Annotated in this window: 19 protein-coding genes; 6 read left to right on the forward strand and 13 right to left on the reverse strand. The window is 49.8% G+C overall.

All coding sequences use genetic code 11. The annotated features are described in order from the left end of the window. Window positions 1-8: 8 nt before the first annotated feature. The 3 genes from dgcA to LH51_RS10420 are packed head-to-tail and all read right to left on the reverse strand — an operon-like array spanning window position 9 to window position 3,667. Window positions 9-2,078 (reverse strand): dimethylglycine demethylation protein DgcA, encoded by a 2,070-nt coding sequence (gene dgcA / locus LH51_RS10410; RefSeq protein ID WP_036522098.1) that lies wholly within the window; start codon window positions 2,076-2,078, stop codon window positions 9-11. A gap of 22 nt (window positions 2,079-2,100) precedes the next feature. After that, complete coding sequence (locus LH51_RS10415) at window positions 2,101-2,634, reverse strand: 4-vinyl reductase (RefSeq protein WP_036522099.1); 534 nt, start codon at window positions 2,632-2,634, stop codon at window positions 2,101-2,103. A 55-nt stretch (window positions 2,635-2,689) separates the two neighbouring features. Continuing rightward, window positions 2,690-3,667, reverse strand: coding sequence for a dipeptidase (locus tag LH51_RS10420; protein WP_036522100.1), 978 nt, complete (start codon window positions 3,665-3,667; stop codon window positions 2,690-2,692). Window positions 3,668-4,065: 398 nt separating this feature from the next. On the opposite strand from LH51_RS10420, the gene LH51_RS10425 reads away from it, so the two are divergent. Together LH51_RS10425 and LH51_RS10430 are read left to right on the forward strand one after the other, a co-directional pair. Then, on the forward strand, window positions 4,066-4,347 hold the full coding sequence (locus tag LH51_RS10425; RefSeq protein WP_036522101.1) for a hypothetical protein: 282 nt from the start codon (window positions 4,066-4,068) through the stop codon (window positions 4,345-4,347). A 133-nt stretch (window positions 4,348-4,480) separates the two neighbouring features. Continuing rightward, window positions 4,481-7,201 (forward strand): cation-transporting P-type ATPase, encoded by a 2,721-nt coding sequence (locus LH51_RS10430; RefSeq protein ID WP_036522102.1) that lies wholly within the window; start codon window positions 4,481-4,483, stop codon window positions 7,199-7,201. 176 nt (window positions 7,202-7,377) lie between these two features. On the opposite strand, the gene LH51_RS10435 is transcribed toward LH51_RS10430, so the two are convergent. Both LH51_RS10435 and LH51_RS10440 read right to left on the reverse strand, forming a co-directional pair. Beyond that, window positions 7,378-7,764: a YceI family protein gene (locus tag LH51_RS10435; protein WP_327124774.1), complete on the reverse strand. Its 387-nt coding sequence runs from the start codon at window positions 7,762-7,764 to the stop codon at window positions 7,378-7,380. Between the two features lie 132 nt (window positions 7,765-7,896). After that, entirely contained in the window at window positions 7,897-8,478 is a 582-nt protein-coding gene (locus LH51_RS10440; protein WP_036522103.1) for a cytochrome b, read from the reverse strand. 78 nt (window positions 8,479-8,556) lie between these two features. On the opposite strand from LH51_RS10440, the gene LH51_RS10445 reads away from it, so the two are divergent. Beyond that, on the forward strand, window positions 8,557-9,495 hold the full coding sequence (locus LH51_RS10445; protein WP_036522105.1) for a LysR family transcriptional regulator: 939 nt from the start codon (window positions 8,557-8,559) through the stop codon (window positions 9,493-9,495). Between the two features lie 23 nt (window positions 9,496-9,518). Here LH51_RS10445 and LH51_RS10450 read toward each other — a convergent pair whose 3' ends face one another. After that, window positions 9,519-9,827, reverse strand: a complete 309-nt coding sequence (locus LH51_RS10450; RefSeq protein WP_036522106.1) for a BolA family protein — start codon at window positions 9,825-9,827, stop codon at window positions 9,519-9,521. After that, on the reverse strand, window positions 9,824-11,137 hold the full coding sequence (locus LH51_RS10455) for a DUF3422 family protein (RefSeq protein WP_235263660.1): 1,314 nt from the start codon (window positions 11,135-11,137) through the stop codon (window positions 9,824-9,826). The genes LH51_RS10450 and LH51_RS10455 overlap by 4 nt, the downstream gene beginning before the upstream one ends. Before the next feature lie 143 nt (window positions 11,138-11,280). Between LH51_RS10455 and LH51_RS10460 the strand changes: the two genes are divergently transcribed. The 3 genes from LH51_RS10460 (at window position 11,281) to LH51_RS19185 (ending at window position 14,721) form a co-directional block, all read left to right on the forward strand. Further along, window positions 11,281-11,601: a hypothetical protein gene (locus LH51_RS10460; RefSeq protein ID WP_036522109.1), complete on the forward strand. Its 321-nt coding sequence runs from the start codon at window positions 11,281-11,283 to the stop codon at window positions 11,599-11,601. Between the two features lie 32 nt (window positions 11,602-11,633). Then, window positions 11,634-11,936, forward strand: coding sequence for a hypothetical protein (locus tag LH51_RS10465; RefSeq protein ID WP_036522110.1), 303 nt, complete (start codon window positions 11,634-11,636; stop codon window positions 11,934-11,936). 130 nt (window positions 11,937-12,066) lie between these two features. After that, window positions 12,067-14,721 carry an HD domain-containing phosphohydrolase gene (locus tag LH51_RS19185; RefSeq protein WP_052063658.1) on the forward strand — a complete coding sequence of 885 codons (2,655 nt, stop codon included), beginning with the start codon at window positions 12,067-12,069 and terminating at the stop codon, window positions 14,719-14,721. 53 nt (window positions 14,722-14,774) lie between these two features. Here LH51_RS19185 and LH51_RS10475 read toward each other — a convergent pair whose 3' ends face one another. The 6 genes from LH51_RS10475 to LH51_RS19195 form a co-directional block, all read right to left on the reverse strand. Beyond that, the gene (locus LH51_RS10475) at window positions 14,775-18,209 is read right to left on the reverse strand and encodes an SbcC/MukB-like Walker B domain-containing protein (protein ID WP_036522111.1); all 3,435 of its coding nucleotides are present in this window, start codon (window positions 18,207-18,209) and stop codon (window positions 14,775-14,777) included. Next, complete coding sequence (locus LH51_RS22615; RefSeq protein WP_235263661.1) at window positions 18,196-18,426, reverse strand: hypothetical protein; 231 nt, start codon at window positions 18,424-18,426, stop codon at window positions 18,196-18,198. The genes LH51_RS10475 and LH51_RS22615 overlap by 14 nt, the downstream gene beginning before the upstream one ends. Beyond that, on the reverse strand, window positions 18,423-18,881 hold the full coding sequence (locus tag LH51_RS10480; RefSeq protein ID WP_235263662.1) for a DUF4194 domain-containing protein: 459 nt from the start codon (window positions 18,879-18,881) through the stop codon (window positions 18,423-18,425). Before LH51_RS10480 ends, LH51_RS22615 begins: the two co-directional genes overlap by 4 nt. Next, window positions 18,881-20,275: a Wadjet anti-phage system protein JetA family protein gene (locus tag LH51_RS10485; protein ID WP_036522112.1), complete on the reverse strand. Its 1,395-nt coding sequence runs from the start codon at window positions 20,273-20,275 to the stop codon at window positions 18,881-18,883. The genes LH51_RS10480 and LH51_RS10485 overlap by 1 nt, the downstream gene beginning before the upstream one ends. Window positions 20,276-20,386: 111 nt before the next feature. Next, entirely contained in the window at window positions 20,387-21,097 is a 711-nt protein-coding gene (locus LH51_RS19190) for a YcaO-like family protein (RefSeq protein ID WP_144244244.1), read from the reverse strand. Next, window positions 21,094-21,440, reverse strand: a 347-nt coding sequence (locus LH51_RS19195) for a YcaO-like family protein (protein ID WP_200881964.1), incomplete at its 5' end; no start/stop codon positions are given. The genes LH51_RS19190 and LH51_RS19195, both read right to left, overlap by 4 nt.

Below are 21,440 nucleotides of genomic sequence, written 5' to 3' on the forward strand. Positions count from 1 at the left end.
ACCCTGTATCAGAAATCCTTGCAAAGACGCAGCGCATCATAGATGGCTGCATGGGTATTTCGTGGTGCTGTGCAATCACCGATACGGAACAATACAAACTTGTCACCATCAGTCGACTCACTCAAACAGGGTTGAGGCTTGATGTCATACAGCGCCGCAATATCCATCTGCCCTTTGTTCAGTGACTGGGGTTTTAAGGCGTAATACAGGCTTTCATCTGGACGTACGCCATTTTCTACCACCACCTGATCAACCACGCGCTCTTCCAACTGACCGGTATACTCATTCTCCAACACAGCCACCAATTGATCGCCTTCACGATAGACCTTGTGCAGTGCCAGATCAGACGTCATGATCACCTCTTTGGGATAGAGACTGCGGTAATAGGTTGGGAAGGTAGTACCACCGACTGCTGCGCCTGGTTTAATATCATCAGTCACCAGCTCCACCTTGCTGCCTTTTTCAGACAGATAATCGGCAGTCGACATACCAGTGAACTCACAGATAGTGTCATACACCAGCACATTATTGCCCGGTACTACCTTGCCATCGAGAATATCCCAACTGCTGACGATCAGGCCCTCTGCAGCACCCCAGGCGGGTTCTTGCTCGATAAAGGGTTTGCCACCCACTGCAAGGATAACCACATCCGGCTGATCAGCTGTGATCATCGCTTCATCGGCATAGCTGTTCAGACGTACATCCACCTTCAGGCGGGCCAATTCCAACTGATACCAACGCGTAATACCGGCCATCTGATCACGCTGCGGCGCTTTGGCAGCCAGGGTAATCTGCCCACCCAACTGTGCCTGTCCTTCAAACAACACCACCTGATGACCGCGCTCAGCTGCCACTCGTGCAGCTTCCATACCCGCAGGACCACCGCCAACTACCACCACCTTGCGTACAGGGCCTTGCGTTTTTTCGATAATATGTGGCAAGCCCATGTATTCACGCGATGTGGCCGCATTTTGAATACACAGTACATCTAGCCCCTGGTACTGGCGGTCAATACAATAATTGGCACCTACACACTGACGTATCTGGTCGATCTGACCCATCTTGATCTTGGCAATGATGTGCGGATCGGCAATATGCGCACGGGTCATACCCACCATGTCGACATAACCCCCTTCCAGAATACGCTGCGCCTGGTTGGGATCTTTAATGTTCTGCGCATGAATAACCGGCGCCTTGACCACCTCTTTAATACCCGCCGCCAGATGCAGAAAAGGCTCTGGCGGGTAGGACATATTCGGAATCACATTCGCCAGGGTGTTATGGGTATCACAACCTGAACCTATAACTCCAAAGAAATCCACCAGGCCGGTAGCATCATAATAGGCAGCAATCTGCTTCATATCCTCATGGGTCAAACCGTCGGGATGGAACTCATCGCCACAAATACGCATACCGACAACAAAATCATCCCCAACTTCGGCACGCACCGCTTTAAGCACCTCCATGCCGAAGCGCATGCGGTTTTCAAAACTGCCACCCCACTCATCTGTGCGCTTGTTAACCCGTGGACTCCAGAACTGGTCTATCAAATGCTGGTGCACCGCAGACAGTTCGACACCATCCAGCCCACCCTCTTTGGCACGCCGTGCCGCCTGAGCAAAGTCACCGATGATGCGCTCTATTTCTTCCGGCTCAATAGTTTTACAGGTAGAACGATGCACGGGTTCACGAATACCCGAGGGCGACAGGAGCGTCGTCCAGTTATAACCATCCCAGCGCGAACGCCGTCCCATATGGGTAATCTGGATCATAATCTTGCCGCCATGCTTGTGCACCGCATCGGCAAGATTCTGAAAGTGTGGAATAATGCGGTCGGTGGACAGATTAACAGAGCTCCACCAGGCTTGTGGGCTGTCTATGGAGACCACCGAAGAGCCCCCACAAATACACAAGCCACAGCCACCCTTGGCTTTCTCTTCGTAATACTTCACATAACGTTCAGTGGTCATGCCGCCATCAGTGGCATGAACCTCGGCATGCGCTGTACTCACCACCCGGTTACGGATGGTCAGCTTACCGAGTTGAATCGGTTGAAAAATGGCATCAAACTGGGACATAGGTTACTCCTGGACAGCAACATTAAACCTTGGGACGGGTAACGAAATAACCCACATCATGACCGGCTTCAGCACCACTTTGGGTCTGCTCAGCTACGGTTCGCAGCGAGCTCCCCTGCGCCTCCAGAATCTGATCCATCGCACCGGCAAACCAGCCGGTAAACATATATTCAATCTTGCGGTTAACCTTGCCATAGTGATACACAAACGCGGAGTGCTCGAGACGCACGTTGCAAACCCCGGCTTCAAGATCTATCGATTCGGTTATGAATTTACCCCAGCCGCGCTGGGACAGTCGTTTCATATAATGTTCAAACACCTCAACACCGCTCAGACCGTGCAGCTCTGCTTCTTTTTCACACCAGTGCCAGGCACTTTTATAGCCAGCTTTATAAAGAATCTCTGCATAGCGCTCAGGGCCCAACTCTTCTTCAATCGCCTGATGGTTATTAATAAAAAAGTGTCTGGGCACATACAGCATAGGCAGCGCATCTGATGTCCAGATACCGGTTTCACTATCCACTTCAATTGGCAGTTCAGGGGCCATTTTTGTCACAACGTTCACCTTAAATCGCTTTGTTCATTAACAAGGAATATTTATTTTTTAAGACTTACTCGCCCCAGACATCCTTGAGGACACGCACCCAGTTCTCACCCATGATTTTGCGCACCTGGGTTTCACTCATGCCACGCTTGATCAGGGTTTCAGTCAGATTAGGAAATTCACCTACTGTACGGATGCCCAAGGGATTCACGATTTTGCCAAAATCTGTCAGACGACGGGCATAGCCTTTATCATGTGTCAGCCGATCAAAAAACTGCTGATCCTGTCCCTGAGTAAAGTCAGTACCTATACCGATTGCATCCTCACCAACGATATTCATCACGTACTCTATGGCTTCAGCGTAGTCATCAATGGTCGAATCTATGCCATTTTTCAGGAAGGGAGCGAACATGGTCACACCAACAAAGCCACCGCGATCAGCAATAAATTTCAACTCTTCATCGGATTTATTGCGCGGATGCATTTTCAGTCCTGACGGCAAGCAGTGGGAGTAGCAAACCGGTTTTTTCGATTCCAGAATTACGTCTACCGAGGTTTTGGAACCCACATGCGAAAGATCACACATCACTCCCACACGGTTCATTTCCGCAACAATTTCACGTCCGAAACCAGACAGACCACCATCAGGCTCATAACACCCTGTACCCACCAGATTTTGCGTGTTGTAACACATCTGTACGATGCCCACGCCGAGCTTTTTAAATACTTCGACATAGCCGATCTGGTCTTCAAACGCATGCGCATTCTGGAAACTCAGAATAATGCCGGTTCTATTTAACGCCTTGGCTCGCTGAATATCGTCTGTGGTTAAAACAGGCATAACGAGATCATCGTTGTCTCGCATAAGCTGATTGGCATCAACAATATTATTGATGGTTGCCTGAAACCCTTCCCAGACTGACACAGTACAACTGGCAGCAGTCAGCCCACCTTTGCGCATATCTTCAAACAGTTCACGATTCCATTTCGCAATGATCAAACCATCTATAATGATGGCATCCTGATGCAGTTCAGCGGGTGTCATGGCAGTTTCTCCGGTTAAGCAGTCAAGTCACTATTAACTATTGAGATGCAGAATAGCCCTACCCCCGCTCAGTTGACCCTATGGAAACGACGGCAATAATTCTAAAAACGTCAGCACTTACTCAGTAGCGACTTTTTTATCTGCAATGGGGGGCTGGGATACTTTTCAGTGGTGCAAAGCAACACCAGCTAAGTACTTAATGACAAACTGATTACAGATTTTTCGATAAAATAATGTGCGTACGCAGCATGAAACCCTTGTTTAAATCCAGGGAAAGTCTTGAATTTATATCTACTTATCTGACTTTAACTCCTCACTCACTGAACTAAACTGAAATAAGATTAATAGACGGTTTGTGCGAACCGTAAATCCAACTTAGAACTCTTGAGGATAAAATCATGTTGACCTATACAGAATGTCTGGAAATGTGCGACCTCAGTGATGAAGAAATTGATGCGATTGCAGAACACGAGCATCTGGAGCCTATTGTTGCCATGGCATTAGGTAAATATATGGTTGAACACAATGCCAGTCATCAAGTCAGGCAATACATCCTGGATGATATTGAACTGGCAAGAGCTCAGGGTAACAGTGCGAAAATGGCTCTTTTGACTCAAACGCTCTGTCACTTTATGACAACTCATCCAGACTGTTGCCAGGATACATCCAGAGTCGCCTAACCTAACAACTTGTAGTGCCCCAGCCCCCAAAGGGGGCGCAAAACGGAACGCTGACCTTGATCAATATCAAGGCATTACGTTCCGTTTTTTTTTGTGCTAGGGTATACCCTTAGGCATAAGTGTGGAGCGCTCGATGAAGTCACTACCCGACAAACCCTGGCACCATCTTGACAGCAAAGAGGTTATTGAGACTCTGGAGAGTGATGTCGACACAGGTTTAACCTCCAATTCAGCGGCAGAAAGATTACAAGCATTCGGCCCTAATAGTATTACCGGAAAGCAACCCATATCCGCATTTAAACGCTTGTTACTACAATTTCATAACCCACTGATCTACATACTTCTATTTGCCACTCTGGTCACACTATTTTTAAAAGAATATGTTGACTCCGGGGTTATTTTTGCTGTCGTCATCATCAATGCCATTATCGGCTTTGTGCAAGAATCAAAAGCTGAAGAGGCGATTAACTCTCTGAAAAAAATGCTCTCCTCTAGCGCCACTGTATTACGTAATGGCGAGAAAAAAACTATACCAGCGACAGATCTGGTTGCTGGCGATCTGATTTTTCTGGCTTCGGGTGACAAAGTGCCAGCCGATATGCGCCTGTTAGAATGCAGGGACATGCAAATTGACGAATCGGCGCTGACAGGTGAATCAGTATCCTCTGAAAAACACCTGGATATTCTTGATACCGATACCGTGTTAGCAGATCGAAATAACATGGCATTTGCCGGCACCTTGGTTACCTATGGATCTGGCAAAGGCATCGTAACCGCGACAGGAGATCAAACCGAAACCGGCAAAATTGCCCATATGATTTCTGAAGCTACTACACTGGAAACACCACTAACCCGCAAAATTCATGCGTTCAGTAAACTGCTGCTATGGGTCATTCTCGGTCTGGCATCGATCACTTTTGGGGTGGGTCTGTTATATGGCATGGAAGTCAGTGATACCTTTATGGCAGCCGTTGCTCTGGCGGTTGCGGCTATTCCGGAAGGGTTACCTGCTGTAGTTACCATCACCCTGGCCATAGGCGTACGTCGAATGGCATCACGCAATGCCATTATTCGTAAACTATCGGCAGTCGAAACACTGGGATCAACTACCGTCATCTGCTCTGATAAAACCGGCACACTGACTGAAAACCAGATGACGGTACAAAAAATCCTGGCGGGTTGCAAAACCTATGATGTGAGTGGCAGTGGTTACCACCCTGAAGGACAGCTCAGTTGCGACGGCCAGAAGGCAGACCTGGCTGACAATGATGCCTTACACCACATTCTGATAACGGGTCTGATTAGTAATGACTCACGCCTGAGTGAGACTGAGGGCCGCTGGGGTGTTGAGGGTGACCCCACCGAGGGTGCCCTGATTGTCTCCGCCATGAAAGCCGGTTATCAGCTAAGGCAGTGTGAAGCTGAATTTAAACGCATTGATACCATCGCATTTGAATCAGATCGCCAATATATGGCGACGCTGCATCGCCTCGACGCCCATCATAATCTGATCTACCTGAAAGGTTCAGTGGAGCAGATCCTGGCTCGTTGTACCTCACAGTTGAATGTGGATGGCGAAACAGAATCATTGATGCATGATGCCATTGAAGAACAGGTACATGCCTTCGCCAGCCAGGGGATGCGCGTACTGGCCTTTGCCATGCAGAAGGTACCTAACAGTGAAGATACATTGGATGAGTTCAATAACAGGGAGCCGGAACAAACACTGACATTCGTGGGTCTGCAAGCCATGATTGACCCTCCCAGATCCGAGGCCATCAAGGCTATTGCCACCTGTCAGAAAGCCGGTGTGCGGGTGAAAATGATTACCGGTGACCATGTGCTTACCGCCAAAGCCATTGCGGCAAAAATCGGTTTGCAAAACAACCCCGGCCAAAACAGCGATGAACTGGAAGCGCTAACCGGGCGTGAATTGAGTGAAATGAGTGCGGAAGAACTCAGTCAGGCTGCTGAAACTGTCTCAGTCTTTGCCCGTGTAGCACCGGAACAAAAGCTCAACCTGGTCACAGCGTTACAGGGCCGTGATCATGTTGTTGCCATGACCGGTGATGGCGTCAACGATGCACCCGCACTGAAGCAGGCGGATATCGGCATTGCTATGGGTATCAGTGGCACCGAAGTCTCCAAAGAAGCCTCTGACATGGTACTGACAGATGATAACTTCACCTCTATCGAGGCGGCTGTGGAAGAGGGTCGAAACGTCTTCGACAATCTGATTAAATTTATCACCTGGATCCTCCCTACCAATATGGGACAGGGATTGGTGATTATGGTGGCCATACTCTTCGGTATCACTCTGCCCGTGTTACCGGTACAGGCACTTTGGCTGAATATGACCACCGCTGTCTTCCTCGGACTGATGCTGGCATTTGAGCCAAAAGAGCTGGGAATCATGTCCCGCTCACCCCGTGAGCCCAATGCACCTATTTTATCGGTGGAGATGATCGGCCGGATAGTTTCAGTCAGTACCCTGTTGCTGATCGGCGCGTTCGGGCTGTTTCAATGGTCACAACTGCATGGCGCCAGTATTGAAGAGTCACGCACATTGGCGGTAACGCTATTTGTTGTAGTGCAAAGCTTCTTCCTGCTTAACTGCCGCTCTCTTACCAACAGTATCTTTAAAACGCCCATCAACTCCAATGCATGGATATGGGGTGGAATTGCCGCGATGCTTATTGCGCAGTTGCTGTTCATCTATACCCCGGTGATGAACACCCTGTTCCAAAGCACACCACTAAGTTTGAACCAATGGCTCGTGATGCTCGGGTACGGCGTTGTGGTGTTATTGCTGGTGGAAGTTGAAAAAGCAGTATGGCGACATCAAAAAAGCTAACCGATAAGAGCACACATTCCTGTACATACCGGCATCCGCGGCATACATAAAAAGACCTAAAGCTAAAAAAGGCGGCTACAGTGAACCTGTAGCCGCCTTTTTATGCAGGATGCAGATCTGTTACTGACGAACACCTTCAATCACCAGATCCAGATACACAGTTTCAGCGGCCGGGCCTAAGTTAAACTCGGCACCAAAATCGGGCAAATGCAACTCGGCAGTACCGGTAAAGCCTGCCCGGTAGCCACCCCAGGGATCCTCCCCTCACCTACTTTTTCTACATCAATATCAATACTGCGGGTCTGGCCAAACCAGGTCAGATCCCCCGTCAGCGTACCTTTATCATCACCCAGGTCTTCATAACCAGTACTGACAAAGCGCGCTTCAGCATACTGACTGACATCAAAGAAGTCGGAGCTGCGTATATGACGATCACGTTCAGCATGATTACTGTCAACCGATGTCATGTTAATCAACACATCGACCTGTGTCGCTTCAGGATTAGCAGCATCATAGGTGAAGCTGCCTGTAAATTCATTGAAACGACCTACTACATAGCCCACACCCAAGTGGTTAATTTTGAAATTAACAGAGGCATGAGCCCCTGGGTATCCACTGTATAGTCTGCGGCAAACAAGGGTGCCGCCAGAAATGCACTGGCAAGAGCCAGAGGTTTCAATTTTGTTACCAAACTCTTAGTTGCTATCATCAATTTTCTCCGATTGCAGGCCCAGCATACGTGTGAGCGTTGCGTCTTTGTCAATAAAGTGGTGTTTCAATGCGGCGAGCGCATGAATGGCAATCAGTACCATCAACGACGTCGCCGCATAAAAGTGAATTTCAGCGGCTAACTCTTCTTGCCGAAGTGCCAGCCCCGGGATTGCTGGCAGACTAAACCAGCTGAACACCTGAATACTGCGTCCATCTGCTGTCGAAAACAGGTAACCTGATAAAAGTATCGTAGCCAATAGCAGATAAATTCCAAGGTGCCCTAGCGAAGCAGCCCATCGTTCCCATCGATGCAGGCTCAGTTGCCGCGGACTGGGGTTTATCCAGCGCCAGAGCAAACGCAAACACAGCAACAACATCAGCATCACACCGATACTGCGATGCCAATCAGGGTAAATGCGGTAGCCAGGATCATAGTAGCCCAATGAGACAATATACAACCCCAGCGGGTACATACCCAGCACAGCCAAAGCAACCAACCAATGCAGCAGTATGCTCACCCAACCAAAGGTGTTTACTGTGTTTTTAACGTGTCGAGTGTAGCGCATTGCATTTTCTCCCTGGTTACCTTGTTAACCTTACCGCCGTCTTATATATTCGTCCAATGTATTATTTGGATAACCATTATGCGTGAAGTGAATATTAAAAATCTTGATCTCAATTTACTACTACCACTGGACCGGCTACTGACCGAACGCCATGTTTCACGCGCAGCTAACAGCCTGAACATGAGCCAACCCGCGCTGAGCCGAGCTCTGGCTCGGTTACGTCAAATTTTTAATGACCCACTCCTGGTACGCACCACACAAGGGTATGACTTGAGCGCACGGGCTAAACAAATTCAACCGGAACTTGCCGAAATACTGATCGCACTTGAGTCACTGGTGCAGCAACCTGTTTTTGACCCTGCCGCTGATAATGGCCTGATCAAATTAACCGGGCTGGATCTGGAACTCGCACTTTATATACCACAACTGATGCAACGCATGCGTCAGCAAGCACCGGGTATGCACCTGGAGATAGTCAAGCAAGAAGATGACAGCTTCGCCATGCTGGATCGTAACGATGTACATTTCAGTCTTAGCGGACTGGAGCCCAGCATATCAACAGACACTCTGCATCGCTTCCAGCTGGATCAAATGTCAGCAGTTTGCCTCATGTCACGCCATCACGCCCTGGCAGATCGGCCTCTGACACCCGAAAGCTATGCTGATGCAGCACATGGTTTGGTTTCCATTACCGGTCGAGGGCCCGGCTATATGGACAGAGTTCTGGAAAGGGTTGGAATGCAACGGGAAGTTATACTCAGGCTCAGCAGCTTTATGGCAGTAGCAGATTTCTGCGAAACCACCGATCTGCTATTCACCTTACCACAGCGCCTGGCAGAGCGTATTGCAACAGGCCGCCAACTCTGTTTACGCCGCCTGCCACCAGAGCTACAGCAACCACCGGTGAAATTTTATTTTTACTGGCATAGCCGTCACCACCACGACCCCAGAATGATCTGGATTCGTGAACAAATTGCCGACATTGCACAGGCGTTACCCGGCTTCAAGCCAGTATAAACGCATACCAACGTTTATAGCCGCTATTTATGAGCTCCCATACAATTGGGAGATGCGGGTACATTGCCCTGTTCAGCCTGCCACTCTTGTGGCGTGTAGAGATGCATCGCCAGCGCATGAATAGGGTTCTGCATCAGTTCAGCTACCAGTCCATAGACCTTCTGGTGCCGACGTACTTTAGCCAAACCGTCAAAATCAGGGCTGACTAAAGCCAGTTTAAAGTGGCTTTCAGTGGCAGGCCCGGCATGCATATGACTTTCGTTTTCAAGCAGCACTTCATCTACCTGCATACCTTCACGCAACAAGGTTTCAATACGTTCTGCAACACTCATAGTTTATCCTGTTTTTTTTCGGCTAATTTCATAAAATGATGGTGGATACGGCGCACACTAAACCAGACCAAAAATAATACAACAGGTATCATGCCACCGGTTACCAGTGATTTGTCAAACGTCAGCCCCATATCATAAATAGCATCTACCAGGTACTTGAGTAATCCAACCAGATAATAGCTGATCGCGACAACAGACAAACCTTCCACGGTATGCTGCATCATCAATTGCACTTGAGAGCGCTTATCCATTGACGTCAGTAGTGTCTGATTCTGATTCTGGATCGATAGTTCCACTCGCGTGCGCATCATATCCGATGCCCTGTCTACCCGACGCGACAGATCCTCCAGACGATAAGCGACCGACTCACAGGTTTTAACGGCCGGTGTGAGTCGACGCGTCATAAATTCACGAATAGTCAGGTGGCCTGACATTTCATCCTCACGCAACTCTTCCAGGCGTGTCAGTACCAGCCGGTGGTAGGCGCGGGTGGCGGAAAAACGAAAGGTAGAACGGGCACGAAAGGCTTCAATACTCGCCGCCATATCGGTCAATTCCTCCAGTATCGCCTTTTCATCCACGTGGTGCCGATCGGCCAGACTTTGAGTAATACGCGCCAGTTGCTGATCCATATCACTCAAAACCGGGGAGATATCTCGTGCCAGCGATACAGCCAGGAGAGACATCAATCGGTAGGTTTCTATCTCCATCAATCGCTGCGTCAGGCGTCCTAACTGACTATTAGACATGCTGTTGTTGAGTACCATAAAGCGCCCAAAACCATCACTGTGCAAGCGAAAGCTACCCCATACCCGCGCACTGCCATTCTGTGGACAACTACCCACCAAACGACTCCCTTCAAAAGCCGGACGGATGATAGAAATGTCAGCTTCGGGTGGATGAGTGACATGCTGTAACTGTAGATGAAATGCTGCTACCACCTGACCGGCCAGTTTATCCAGCCACGCTGGTGGCAGAGGCGTAACACCCGTTTCAGAAAACGGGTTGTCCTGTTCACCTGTTGTGCTCAGATTAACGAAGGTATAGGAAGCAAACTCCATATGCTGTTCACGGCGGATACGAAAATTGCCAAAACTTTTTTCATAGCAACGTACATCTTCCCGAGGCTCAGGCACGCCCATAAGTCGGTGCAGTTCACACAAATGCTCGAACTGCGCTACTTTTTGTTCAGGGGTTGTCAGCAAAGCAAAGTGAGTAACTTTTGCCGGACAAGGAATGACCTGAAAAGGCCGGGAGTGCAGCTCATCATACAGAGCCGTGCGAAGCGGATGCTGCTCTAGCTTAAACATGGCAAATGTCATTTAAAATTCTCGGGGTCATTACTCTAATGTTGCTTCTTAGTATACCGCTTGATGCCGCCTTTCGACAAAAACCACTATTTAGTGGTCACACGGATGCACTATATTAAAAAGGTTGCGTTACAATACCGAGCATGTTGATCCGTATCCTGCCCTCACTTGAATCACGCGAAGCCTGGCTGAATTTTTTTAGACGGGAGATACCCTACTGCCTGGTAGATGACCAGGCCACACTGGTGGACTTTCAAAGTACCTATTTACAGCTTACGCATCTCAACACAAGCCTTTCCGACCCAATCCGCTATACACTGGGAGCCCGTACCAGCCTTGAACCTGCCTGGCAGTTAATCAAACGTTGCAACTGGAGCCTGAAAGCAGTACTCGAAGGGCTGGACAGCCTGGAATTCAGCAGTAATGCCAGAGATAATGCACACTTTACCCTCCCCCCGATCTAAGTGTACGTAAAAGCTTTGCCCGGGAACCACGCTTGCAACCCGCAAGCCGGGTTCTGTTTCCGCCTGAAGAGCTAACCACAGACCACCCTGCTGCCATACAAATTGCGCAGCTATTACATGATGAACAATACACCGCCTGGCTATCACTCAAGTCGGCTGTACCACTTAGTCCACACGCCGTCATATTGTCACTCTGTACTGAGCCACATCGCTGGAAATTTAATCTGACTGATCAAATGCTGACTCTCTATCTAGATAGCCAGGCATGCATCGATTGTCGCCTGAAAAACACACCTCCACCGCGTCGCCTGAGTAGCTTAGATGTAAAACTTTGAGTCTTACCTGAACTCATGCCATACTCTTGTCATAACCTTTAACTCTTCAGGGTTATCAGTTGTGGGTAAATACGACAGGAAGTCATGATCTGATGTACTAACAAACGGTTAATCCCTAAGGTCAGGTCCAATGTCACTATTTCAAACCGACAGAATGCCTAGAGGCTGGATACTGATACTGTTACTGCTGGGGTTAATACTCCCCCTCCCGGCAATAGCCAATGTGAGTATTGGTGTGCTCACACTGCGAGGTGATGCCAAAGCCACCGAAGCCTGGCAACCTATGCTGGAACACTTGAATCAGACGTTACCAGAACACCACTTTGAACTGGTTCCATTGGGATTTGATGAAGTTCATCTGGCGACCCGTCAACGTAACGTCGACTTTATTATTGCCAATTCGTCTTTTTTTGTTAAGTTGGAAAAACTCTATGGCGCCAGCGCTATTGCCACATTCTTTACACGAAATGCTGATGCAGTCGCTGTTAGCCAATTTGGCGGTGTCATATTTACTCGCGTAGATCGTGCTGATATTCGATTACTCAGCGACCTCAAGGGCAAGCATATTGCAGCGGTAGACTCATCATCTTTTGGCGGTTGGCAAACTGGCTTGCGTGAACTTAACCACCACGGGCTCTCTGCCAGCGACTTTAGCCAACTCAGCTTTTTGCAAACTCACGATGCTGTAGTCAATGCTGTTCTGCAAGGTAGCGCGGATGCGGGCTTTATTCGGACCGGAACGCTTGAGCAAATGGCATTAGAAAACACCATAGAACTTTCTGGTTTCTTTGTACTGGCTGAACGAAACATAATGGGTTTTCCTTACCGCTTAAGTACAGCCCTTTATCCAGAGTGGCCACTGGCTAAACTCCCTCATGTCGCAGATACACTGGCAATGGAAGTTGCCATTGCGCTATTTAATATGCCGGAGAGTGAATTAGCCTTTCACTCCCCCTATGGGGCTGGCTGGACACTGTCACAAAACTACCAGCCAGTACACGATCTGTTACGTGAGCTAAAACTGGAACCCTATGCCTACCTAAACAATATGACCCTGACCGATACCCTGAAACTCTATTGGCCGTATATGGTAATTATACTGCTGACAGGGATTGCTGGCTTTATTGTTATGCTTTATGTAGTTCACACCAATCGACGCCTTCAAGAAAAGCAAGGCGCATTAAGCCAACTCAACAGCCAACTGGAACTACGTGTTGAGGAACGTACAAATCGTATTGAAAACCTGTTAGAACATGAACAGTACCTGCGCCGTATCGTGCAGACTGTCGCCGATGTAAACCAGATAATCATTACCTCTACACATAGAATAGAGATGCTTAAATCGGCCTGTGACCGGCTGGTATCCCATCCGGAATATCGCTTCGCCTGGGTAGCTGGCTTAAACGGTAGTAATCAAGGTATTGAGCGCCTGGTAAGCTCTTACGGTTCCACTGAACAACTGATTACCCTGACGCAGCATCAAACTTCATTGATGCATGTTGAGCAGGTCTTACAAAACAATGCTTTAAAAATACTCGGCGCTTCAGACATACAGGAAGCAGGCTTAGACATCCTGAATCTGACGGCTGCAGCACTCTTGCCTTTACGTTCCGATGCCTTCTCTCAAGCTATCGGGGTGCTCTGTGTTTATACCCACCGTCCTGCGGGTTTTGACGTGGATGAAATCAGCATGCTGGATCAATTGGCTGGAGACTTAGGTTTTGCCATGCATGCCTTCATTCGACGGGAACAGAGCGAGCAGGCTGAAGTCTCCCGTATCAACAACTACGAAGAAACCATTCTGGCGATGGTAGATCTGATTGAAAAGCGCGATACCTATACGGCCGGCCATACCCGTCGGGTGGCAACTTACTCCGAGTTGATTGCCCGCAAAATGGGGCTGACGGAAGAGCAAATACAGCAACTGATTAAGGCCGCTACTCTGCATGATATTGGCAAAATCATTATTCCCGATGCGGTATTGCTGAAACCCGGAAGTCTGACTCCACTGGAATACGAACTGATCAAGCAGCATGTCAGCGTGGGCTATGAAACCCTCTCAGCAATTAAAATGTACAAAGATCTGGCCGAACTGATGCGTCATCATCATGAACGTCTGGATGGCAGCGGCTATCCTCAGGGACTAAAAGACGGTGAGATACCCCTACCGGCCCGGATAATGGCCGTGGCCGACTCCTTTGATGCCATGACCTCCAACCGGATTTACAAACCGCGCAAAACTGTCGATGAGGCGCTTGCAGAACTGCAGAGTCTGGCAAACATCCATTATGATCCTGCCGTTGTTGAAGCGGCGGTGCAAACGCTTAAAAGTATTGATATAGACAGTCAGCCACACGCAGAGCAACTGCCTGACTCAGACCTGGAACGTCAACGCTTTGCGTATTTTTTCAATGACCAGCTAACCGGCCTCTACAATGCTGAGTACCTGCGTTTTATGCTGCAACGAGAGATGCACAAGCACTTTCATTCACTGCAGATGCTGTTATTACACGAGTTTGCCAGCTTCAATGTAAAACAAGGCTGGCATGCAGGGAACCAGTTACTCCAGGGCTTTGCCAGCTGGCTTGAAAAACATTGCCCAGGGGCAATGATTTTTCGGGTGATGGGAGATGACTTCGTCATTATCAATGCACCGGACGGGTGGCTGAAGACTTGTGACCCTGTAACCGACTCACCCTTGGCAGGAAGCGGTGTAAGCGTTGAACAGCAACGCTTTAGCTGTGATGCTGCCGGACTGGAAGCTATCCAGGATTATCTTAGGTAATCCAGTGAAATGACCACACCTGCCGAAACTTGTTCAGCAGGCATGATGCAGATTTAAAGATCCAGCGTAGCCGTTTCTTCGAGGGTATCCGATTCAGCCGCCATCATTTTGTAGGGATGATCAGCAGCCAGTAACTGCTTGCCTTTCTCTGTTGGAAACTCCACATCCAGATCGACTATACGGCCATCACGGCAGACGTTGATGATGGTATCCATGCAGGAACTTAGCAGCGAATACTTTTCATCCGGCGCAGCGATGATGGTCTGCAGACCCAGGTCGGTCATAAAGCCGAGCGAGGTGACGGTGTTCTCTGAATCCAGCTTGTTAAAGGCCTCATCGAATACCGATAGGCTCATACCCCCAACCGCTTTGCCGTCACTGCCTTCTTTAAGGCGATAGGTAGCCCCAAGTGCCGCCGCCATCGCCACATAGAAAGGCACCTGATGCTCACCACCGGAACCGGTTTTGATACGCTGGGTCAGGGTAGTTTTGCGGTTACCCTGCAGATCCTTAACCACCAACTCGAAGTTATAGAAGTTACGGTAATCCTGCAGCAGGGTACTTTCACCCTCGTTCTTCAGCACTTCATGGATTTTTGCCAGGGCATCGCGGTGCCCGGAATCCTGTTCATGGTTAATATCAAACAGCGAGCCGACATTGGCCTGATCCATACGGGTGTAGGCTTCGACCAGTTCCAGAATATCTTTCAACTCTGGGTTTGGCATCATCTCGAAGCTGTACATCTCCTGATGGAAAGGACGGTTCTTCAGATGGCTGTTCAACTCCCGGATCAGATCTTTGATTTTGTCGATCTGATCATTCAGATGGGCGACAAAGTCCGAACGGAACGCGGTTTCCGCTTCCAGGCGCGCACGTTCAGCTTTCTGGGTATACAGTGCCAGCTCCGATTCCTGCAACGCGGTTACTGTTTCGTTAACGTATTTTTCCAGGTCTTCATGAGTGGAGTCGGCACTGATATTGTCCAGCCCCTGATGGGTCATGCCACCGCCATGGTAACGTGCTTTGTATTGCGCTACGGCATCACGCACGGCATTTTTCTTTTTCTCATGCAGTTGCAGTTCACTCTGGGCTTTTTTGGCCGCTTCAAAAATGATGCGTTCCAGCTCACCGTCACAGCTTTCATCCAGATAATCACGCTTTTCCTGCGCCGCCTGGGCATCAAAATGTGCGCTCTCTTCACAACGACTGCGGGCCTGGGCATGTTCACTCAGTTCACGCTCCAACACCTCCAGTGAGGCGTTATCCTTGATCATGCCGGTACGGACTTTCTGCAACTTGTCCATCAGCGACTTTTGCCGTGCTTCGGTGGCTTTTTGTTGCTCCGCCAGCTCGGCAATACGCTGCTGAATACCGCTATCATCATGGTTACGCATATCCACGATAGCCTGATGATAACCATCAATCTCGCTATTGAGCTGATCGCGCTGATTGGTCAGGTCAAACACTCGCTCATTCACCTGCAACAAACCGGAACCCAGCTGAATCAGCGAGTCACGCAGTTTTTCCAGAGTTTCGTGCTGCTTACCCAGGGTGGTGAATTCGGCAATCATCTCATCGACCTGCTTACCCTGCTGGGCCAGTTGGTCACCCCGACGGCGTATGCCCATAATCGGGCTCAACTCGTTAATAGAGGTCGTTGAACCCTCGGTCTGCAGCATGCAGTCATAGGTCAACGCGCGTTCATGGCGTAGCAGTTCGTTTTCTGTTTCTACCGCCATCACCCCACCCAGTGCCCGGTTCATATAGGCCAGGGCATGATCGTTGGCGGTTTCAATAAACTCAACCAGGGTGCCACGCTTGCCGCGATTGATCCACTCATCCGTTTTGGTGGTGTTGATGATCCGGCAACCTTTCAGATGACGCCCTTTGCGACGGTACAGGGTAATGGCTTCCTTAACCCGGTCCGGCGATACCACCAGCGCTTCACGGCGTGCGCCCAGGAAGGACTCGATAGCAATACGCCATTTATCTTCGGTGATATCGACCAGCTCACAGATAGGGGTGCATTCAATACCATATTCTTGCAACAGGCCGATCAGTTCACGCGTGGCATGACGCACAGGCGCGCGCCCTTGCTGTAACTGTTCTACCGCACTTTTCTGGCTCTGAATCTGGGTACGCAGCTCATTGATGCGGATCACAGATTCTTCATAACGCCGCGCTATGGCTTTACGCACCGGATCAACCAGTTCACGCAGTTTGCCCAGGGTGGTATCCACTTCCACCGGTGCTTCTGGCCACATGCCACTGAGGGTATTTTCACCCGAGCGCCACAACTGCACGGATTGCTCCACGACCGGGCGGAAATTATCCGGCAGCAGGTGCATCTGTTCAGAAAAGCCCACCGTAGTGCGCATCAGATTGTAGACCTGCTGGATTTTTTCACGTACCACAGACACTTCATGCTGACGCGCTGAAATCCGCGATTCCAGTGCATTGACCTTGTGTGCGGAGTCGGTATTGTTCAGCTCGGCACGGGCATTGGCCAGATCCTGCAGCGTCGTGTTAAGCGCTTCGCTGTTGTTCTCCAGATCTGTCTGCAGGGTGGTTTCCTGTTCGGTAAAGCTTTCCAGGCGCTCGGCCGCTTCTTCCTTTTTCAGATCGGCATGTTCAAACCGGCCTTCATGCACCACCCACTCATATTCGACAGAGTTTTTCACATTACGGGAGATGCCCTGACACAACTCCTGCGCCTTCTCCAGCTCGGCGATACGGTTGGCAACCTCACGGGTTTTCTGCTCCATCGCCCGGTATTCATCCAGCGACTTACGGAAGGCCCCGACGTGGACAATATTCTCATCCAGCACGAACTCACGAATAAAGCGCGTCGGGCTGTCGATTGGTAGAAACTTCAGCGCATTTTTGAAGTTCTTAATGAATTTTTCGTCATCATTAGGCATCTGCGGATCATGGCTCAGATGCGTGACCATCTCTTTAACAAAGCGGCTGGCACGTTTTTCCAACACCATATCCGGGCATTGTTTTAGCAGATTTTCACGCACTTCCGGCCAGGGCTTCGGCAAGCGACCCCCACCCTGCTTCACCGAAAAATCATCCAGAGTGACGGAAAAATCCGGCAGAATAAAACGCCCCAGAATATCTTCATCGGCACTGGCGGTAGACGCACTGATGGCTATCCCGACGCAACTTTCTTTGGCAGTTTCGGTATCAAAAAAACTCAGGGCCATATAGGTGAGTGAATCTTCACGTGCATTCACCTTCTTGCCCAGATCATCCAGAAAACCCAGACAGTAAGTACGCAGCGAACGCTCGGATTTTTCACCGGCCGAGGCATTGAAGCTCAGATTACGCTTGTGCCCGCCCATCAGTACCGTCTGTATCGCATCCAGCAAGGATGACTTACCCGAACCGTTGGGGCCGACTATAGCCACATTGCCCTTGATCGGGATCTCAATCGCACCGAGTACATACCAGTTAACCAGAACGATGCGATTAAGCTGTTTCATCAGTGCTCTCCTGTAAACTATCCTGTGAACTGTCCTGAGTGCTGCCAGGTATATTGTCCTGTGTACTGTCCTGCACTATAGGGGCATCCGGATCAATATCGCACAAGGCTTCCAACTGACCGATATAATCTTCCACCACCACCTGACGTATCACCGGGCTGACTTTCAGTGGGATATTTTTGGGATCGGTTTCATCGGCCTTGCCGCGTTCTATCACCCATGACGGGTAAACAGCGACAATATCTCTTTCATCCGGGTTTCATTCGGAATCTCTTTACCGGTCAGATTCTCGTACAGGCGTAATAGAGAATCTGTGGTAATAAAGGCTTTACCATCCTGAATTTCGAACTCTTCCAGCTTTTGTTCATACATCTGACGCAGACACAGCAACAGTAGCGACTCGTCCAGACGCAGTTTCAATACCCGTTCATCCCCCTGTGGCACGACACCCAGATAGGCCTCATCTGGCTGATAGATCAGACTCCAGCCAATCGCCTCAAACAGGTTACGGAAATAGTCCACATGGGATGAGATCAGAAAATAGCTATCCCGGTGCAGCGGACGGTCGGCATACAAAAACTGACTGACTAGCAGCAAGTTGGCTGCTCGGGTGAAATCTTCGGCCTCATACTGCTCGGCCCGGGACAAAACTTTTTGCAGATCAGCTAACATTATGAATTCCTGTGTATTTCAAAGCCACGACACTCAACCACATCAGCGACGCAGACATAGGTATCATCAAATTCAATCCGGTACTCACTGGCCACTTTGCGGGCTTTTTTCCCCAGCGACTGCAGATGGCGGATATAACTGAAGCAGATATAGTCCTCCACCGAATCTATGGCAAAATCGGTGGCCTTGACCCGGTCACTGCCATTGAAGTGTCGACTCAGATAAGCCTCGATGCGATCAACCTTCACCTCGCGCCGCTCTTTGTACTCTTTGAACAGACGACGCAACTCCAGCACCTTGGGATCTATTTCGTTGCGGGTAATCACCCGGGGCTGGGCTTCAACCCGGCGCCGCATGGGCGAGCGCACACTCGCCGGTGAAATAAAACCCACCTCTTCCAGGGTGGTTGGCAGGGGCAGTTTGCCGCGTTTTTTCTGTCCCAGCTCAGCTATGAGGCGAGACAAGCGCGCCGCCATACCCGGCGTGGTTTTATCCATGTAGCGTACGGTATCCGCCACACGTTTTTCCAGTTGATAGCGGAAGTCATCGATGGCCGACAAGCGCTGATCCACTGACTCGAAGATACGGATAATACGGTTGATGTGCTGATGCACCATCGCCTCGGCACTGTCGTAATCCAGTTCATACTGCAACTGATAGTGCTGCGACAACTGCTCTATGCGCAGCAGATCAAACTGCAGGTCACGCAGCATGGAGATGATCTGCCGACGGTAACGAAACGGGTTATTACGGGTTTTCAGGGTCTTATAGTCAGATACCAGAATATTGGCCACAAAACGATCGAAGAAACCGCGCACAATTTCCTGCGGGTTTTTACTCGCCGACAGGGAGATTTTCATCTCCCGCAGGCCCAGCAGCATATCCGTCAGATGGGCACTGAAGTCCGCTGCCGTTTGTGCCGCCTCGGACAGGGTAATACCCCGTCCAACCGGATCATTGATCGCCGCTTCCAGCGAGCTGAGCACGTTTAACACCGCACCGCCATAACTGCGTTTTTCCAGACGGGCAATCGCCACCAGGGAGCGCAGCAGATAACTGATCGATGGCGTTAGCAGCACATACTGCCGGTAGATGCGCTGCTCCTCCTCCAGCCAGCCACACTCCACCAGGCGTCGATAAATACGGTTGGTGTAATCAGCACTGGAACGCGGCGGCTCGGCATCATCGTCAGATTCAGATTCCCAACGACGCACACCCAGGCGCACCACAGCATTCTCAATCGTAGAACGCACCAGATCGCGGGGTATAAACGGATCGATAAGATCCTCATCAAAAAACAGATCAGATAGCTCCAGCAGCACCGCTTGATAGATCTGGCGGTTCTGTCCGGACAACGGCAGAAAAATAGCATCGGGTAATTTATTGAAGAGCATGCAGATCCCTGATTTATCACCTGACGGCACCTGTCCGGCACCGACAACCCAAGGACAGATTCTAGCGGAATTTTCCTTCTGTTCCTAACCTTTCATCGCATAGACTTGTCTTCAGTCAGTCAAGATTAACTGCTGCTTGGCCGTTTGCAGGCGTGCATAGGCATCCAGCAGCTTATGGTGATAAATAAAGCCCTTCAGCGACTCATCATGGGTACCAAAATCATCAAACAAACCATCGCCGGTCAGAAAGCCCTGCACCATGCTGATCATTTCAGCACCATAAATACGCTGAAACACAGGTAAAAAATCGACCAGATCACGCGACTCATCCAACTCAATTGACAGCAACTGATGCAGACAGCGGTAGGTAGTTAACGCTTTGGCCGGAATATGCGCATATCCCAGCACCCACCCACATAACTCCAGACCTAACTGCCGATCACCCGATGCCAATGCCAGGCGCATTTTCAGCTCACCCATACGTAACCAGGACCAGACAGTACCTGAGTCAGGCACGACACCGATCAAATCGGCTACCAGTTGCTCTTCGTTAAAAGCCGCATCCTCCAGTGCATCCAGTAGATCAGCATAGCCCTCAGCATCCAGATCACTTAGCGCCAGCAAGGCCTGACGCAAAGGCGCCGCCGCATTGTTATTACGCCAGATCAGTTCATCTACCGGATAGATCTCAGACATACCAGGAACGACAATGCGGCAGGTATACACACCCAGGTGTTCGTAATCAGCAATATAGATATCCATATCGACACGGTGAATACGGAAACACAGCTCTTCAAACTCAGCCTGGGTATCCCCCTCTATATTCCAGGGGTATAAGGATAATCAGTAGTGGCCGAGAGCATATCCCAGGCAAACACACCACTGGAATCGATAAAATGGGTTTCCAGATTATGCGGATCAGCGGCTTCTTCAATATCCAGTGTGGGAATAGGAAATTCAGTCAACTGATCCAGTTCGCGCCCCTGCAACAAATCAAGCACAGCACGCTCCAGTGCCACCGCAAATTTCGGGTGCGCCCCGAAGGCGGCATAACAGCCACCATCATCGGGATTGATCAGAGTCATATTTACCAGCGGAAACTTGCCACCCAGCGAGGCATCACGCACTTCGACCACAAAGCCTTTGCTGCGCAGCGTTCGCAAGC

Origin of the sequence: Nitrincola sp. A-D6 (genome assembly GCF_000764495.1) — a bacterium.
In the GTDB taxonomy this organism is placed as follows: domain Bacteria; phylum Pseudomonadota; class Gammaproteobacteria; order Pseudomonadales; family Balneatricaceae; genus Nitrincola.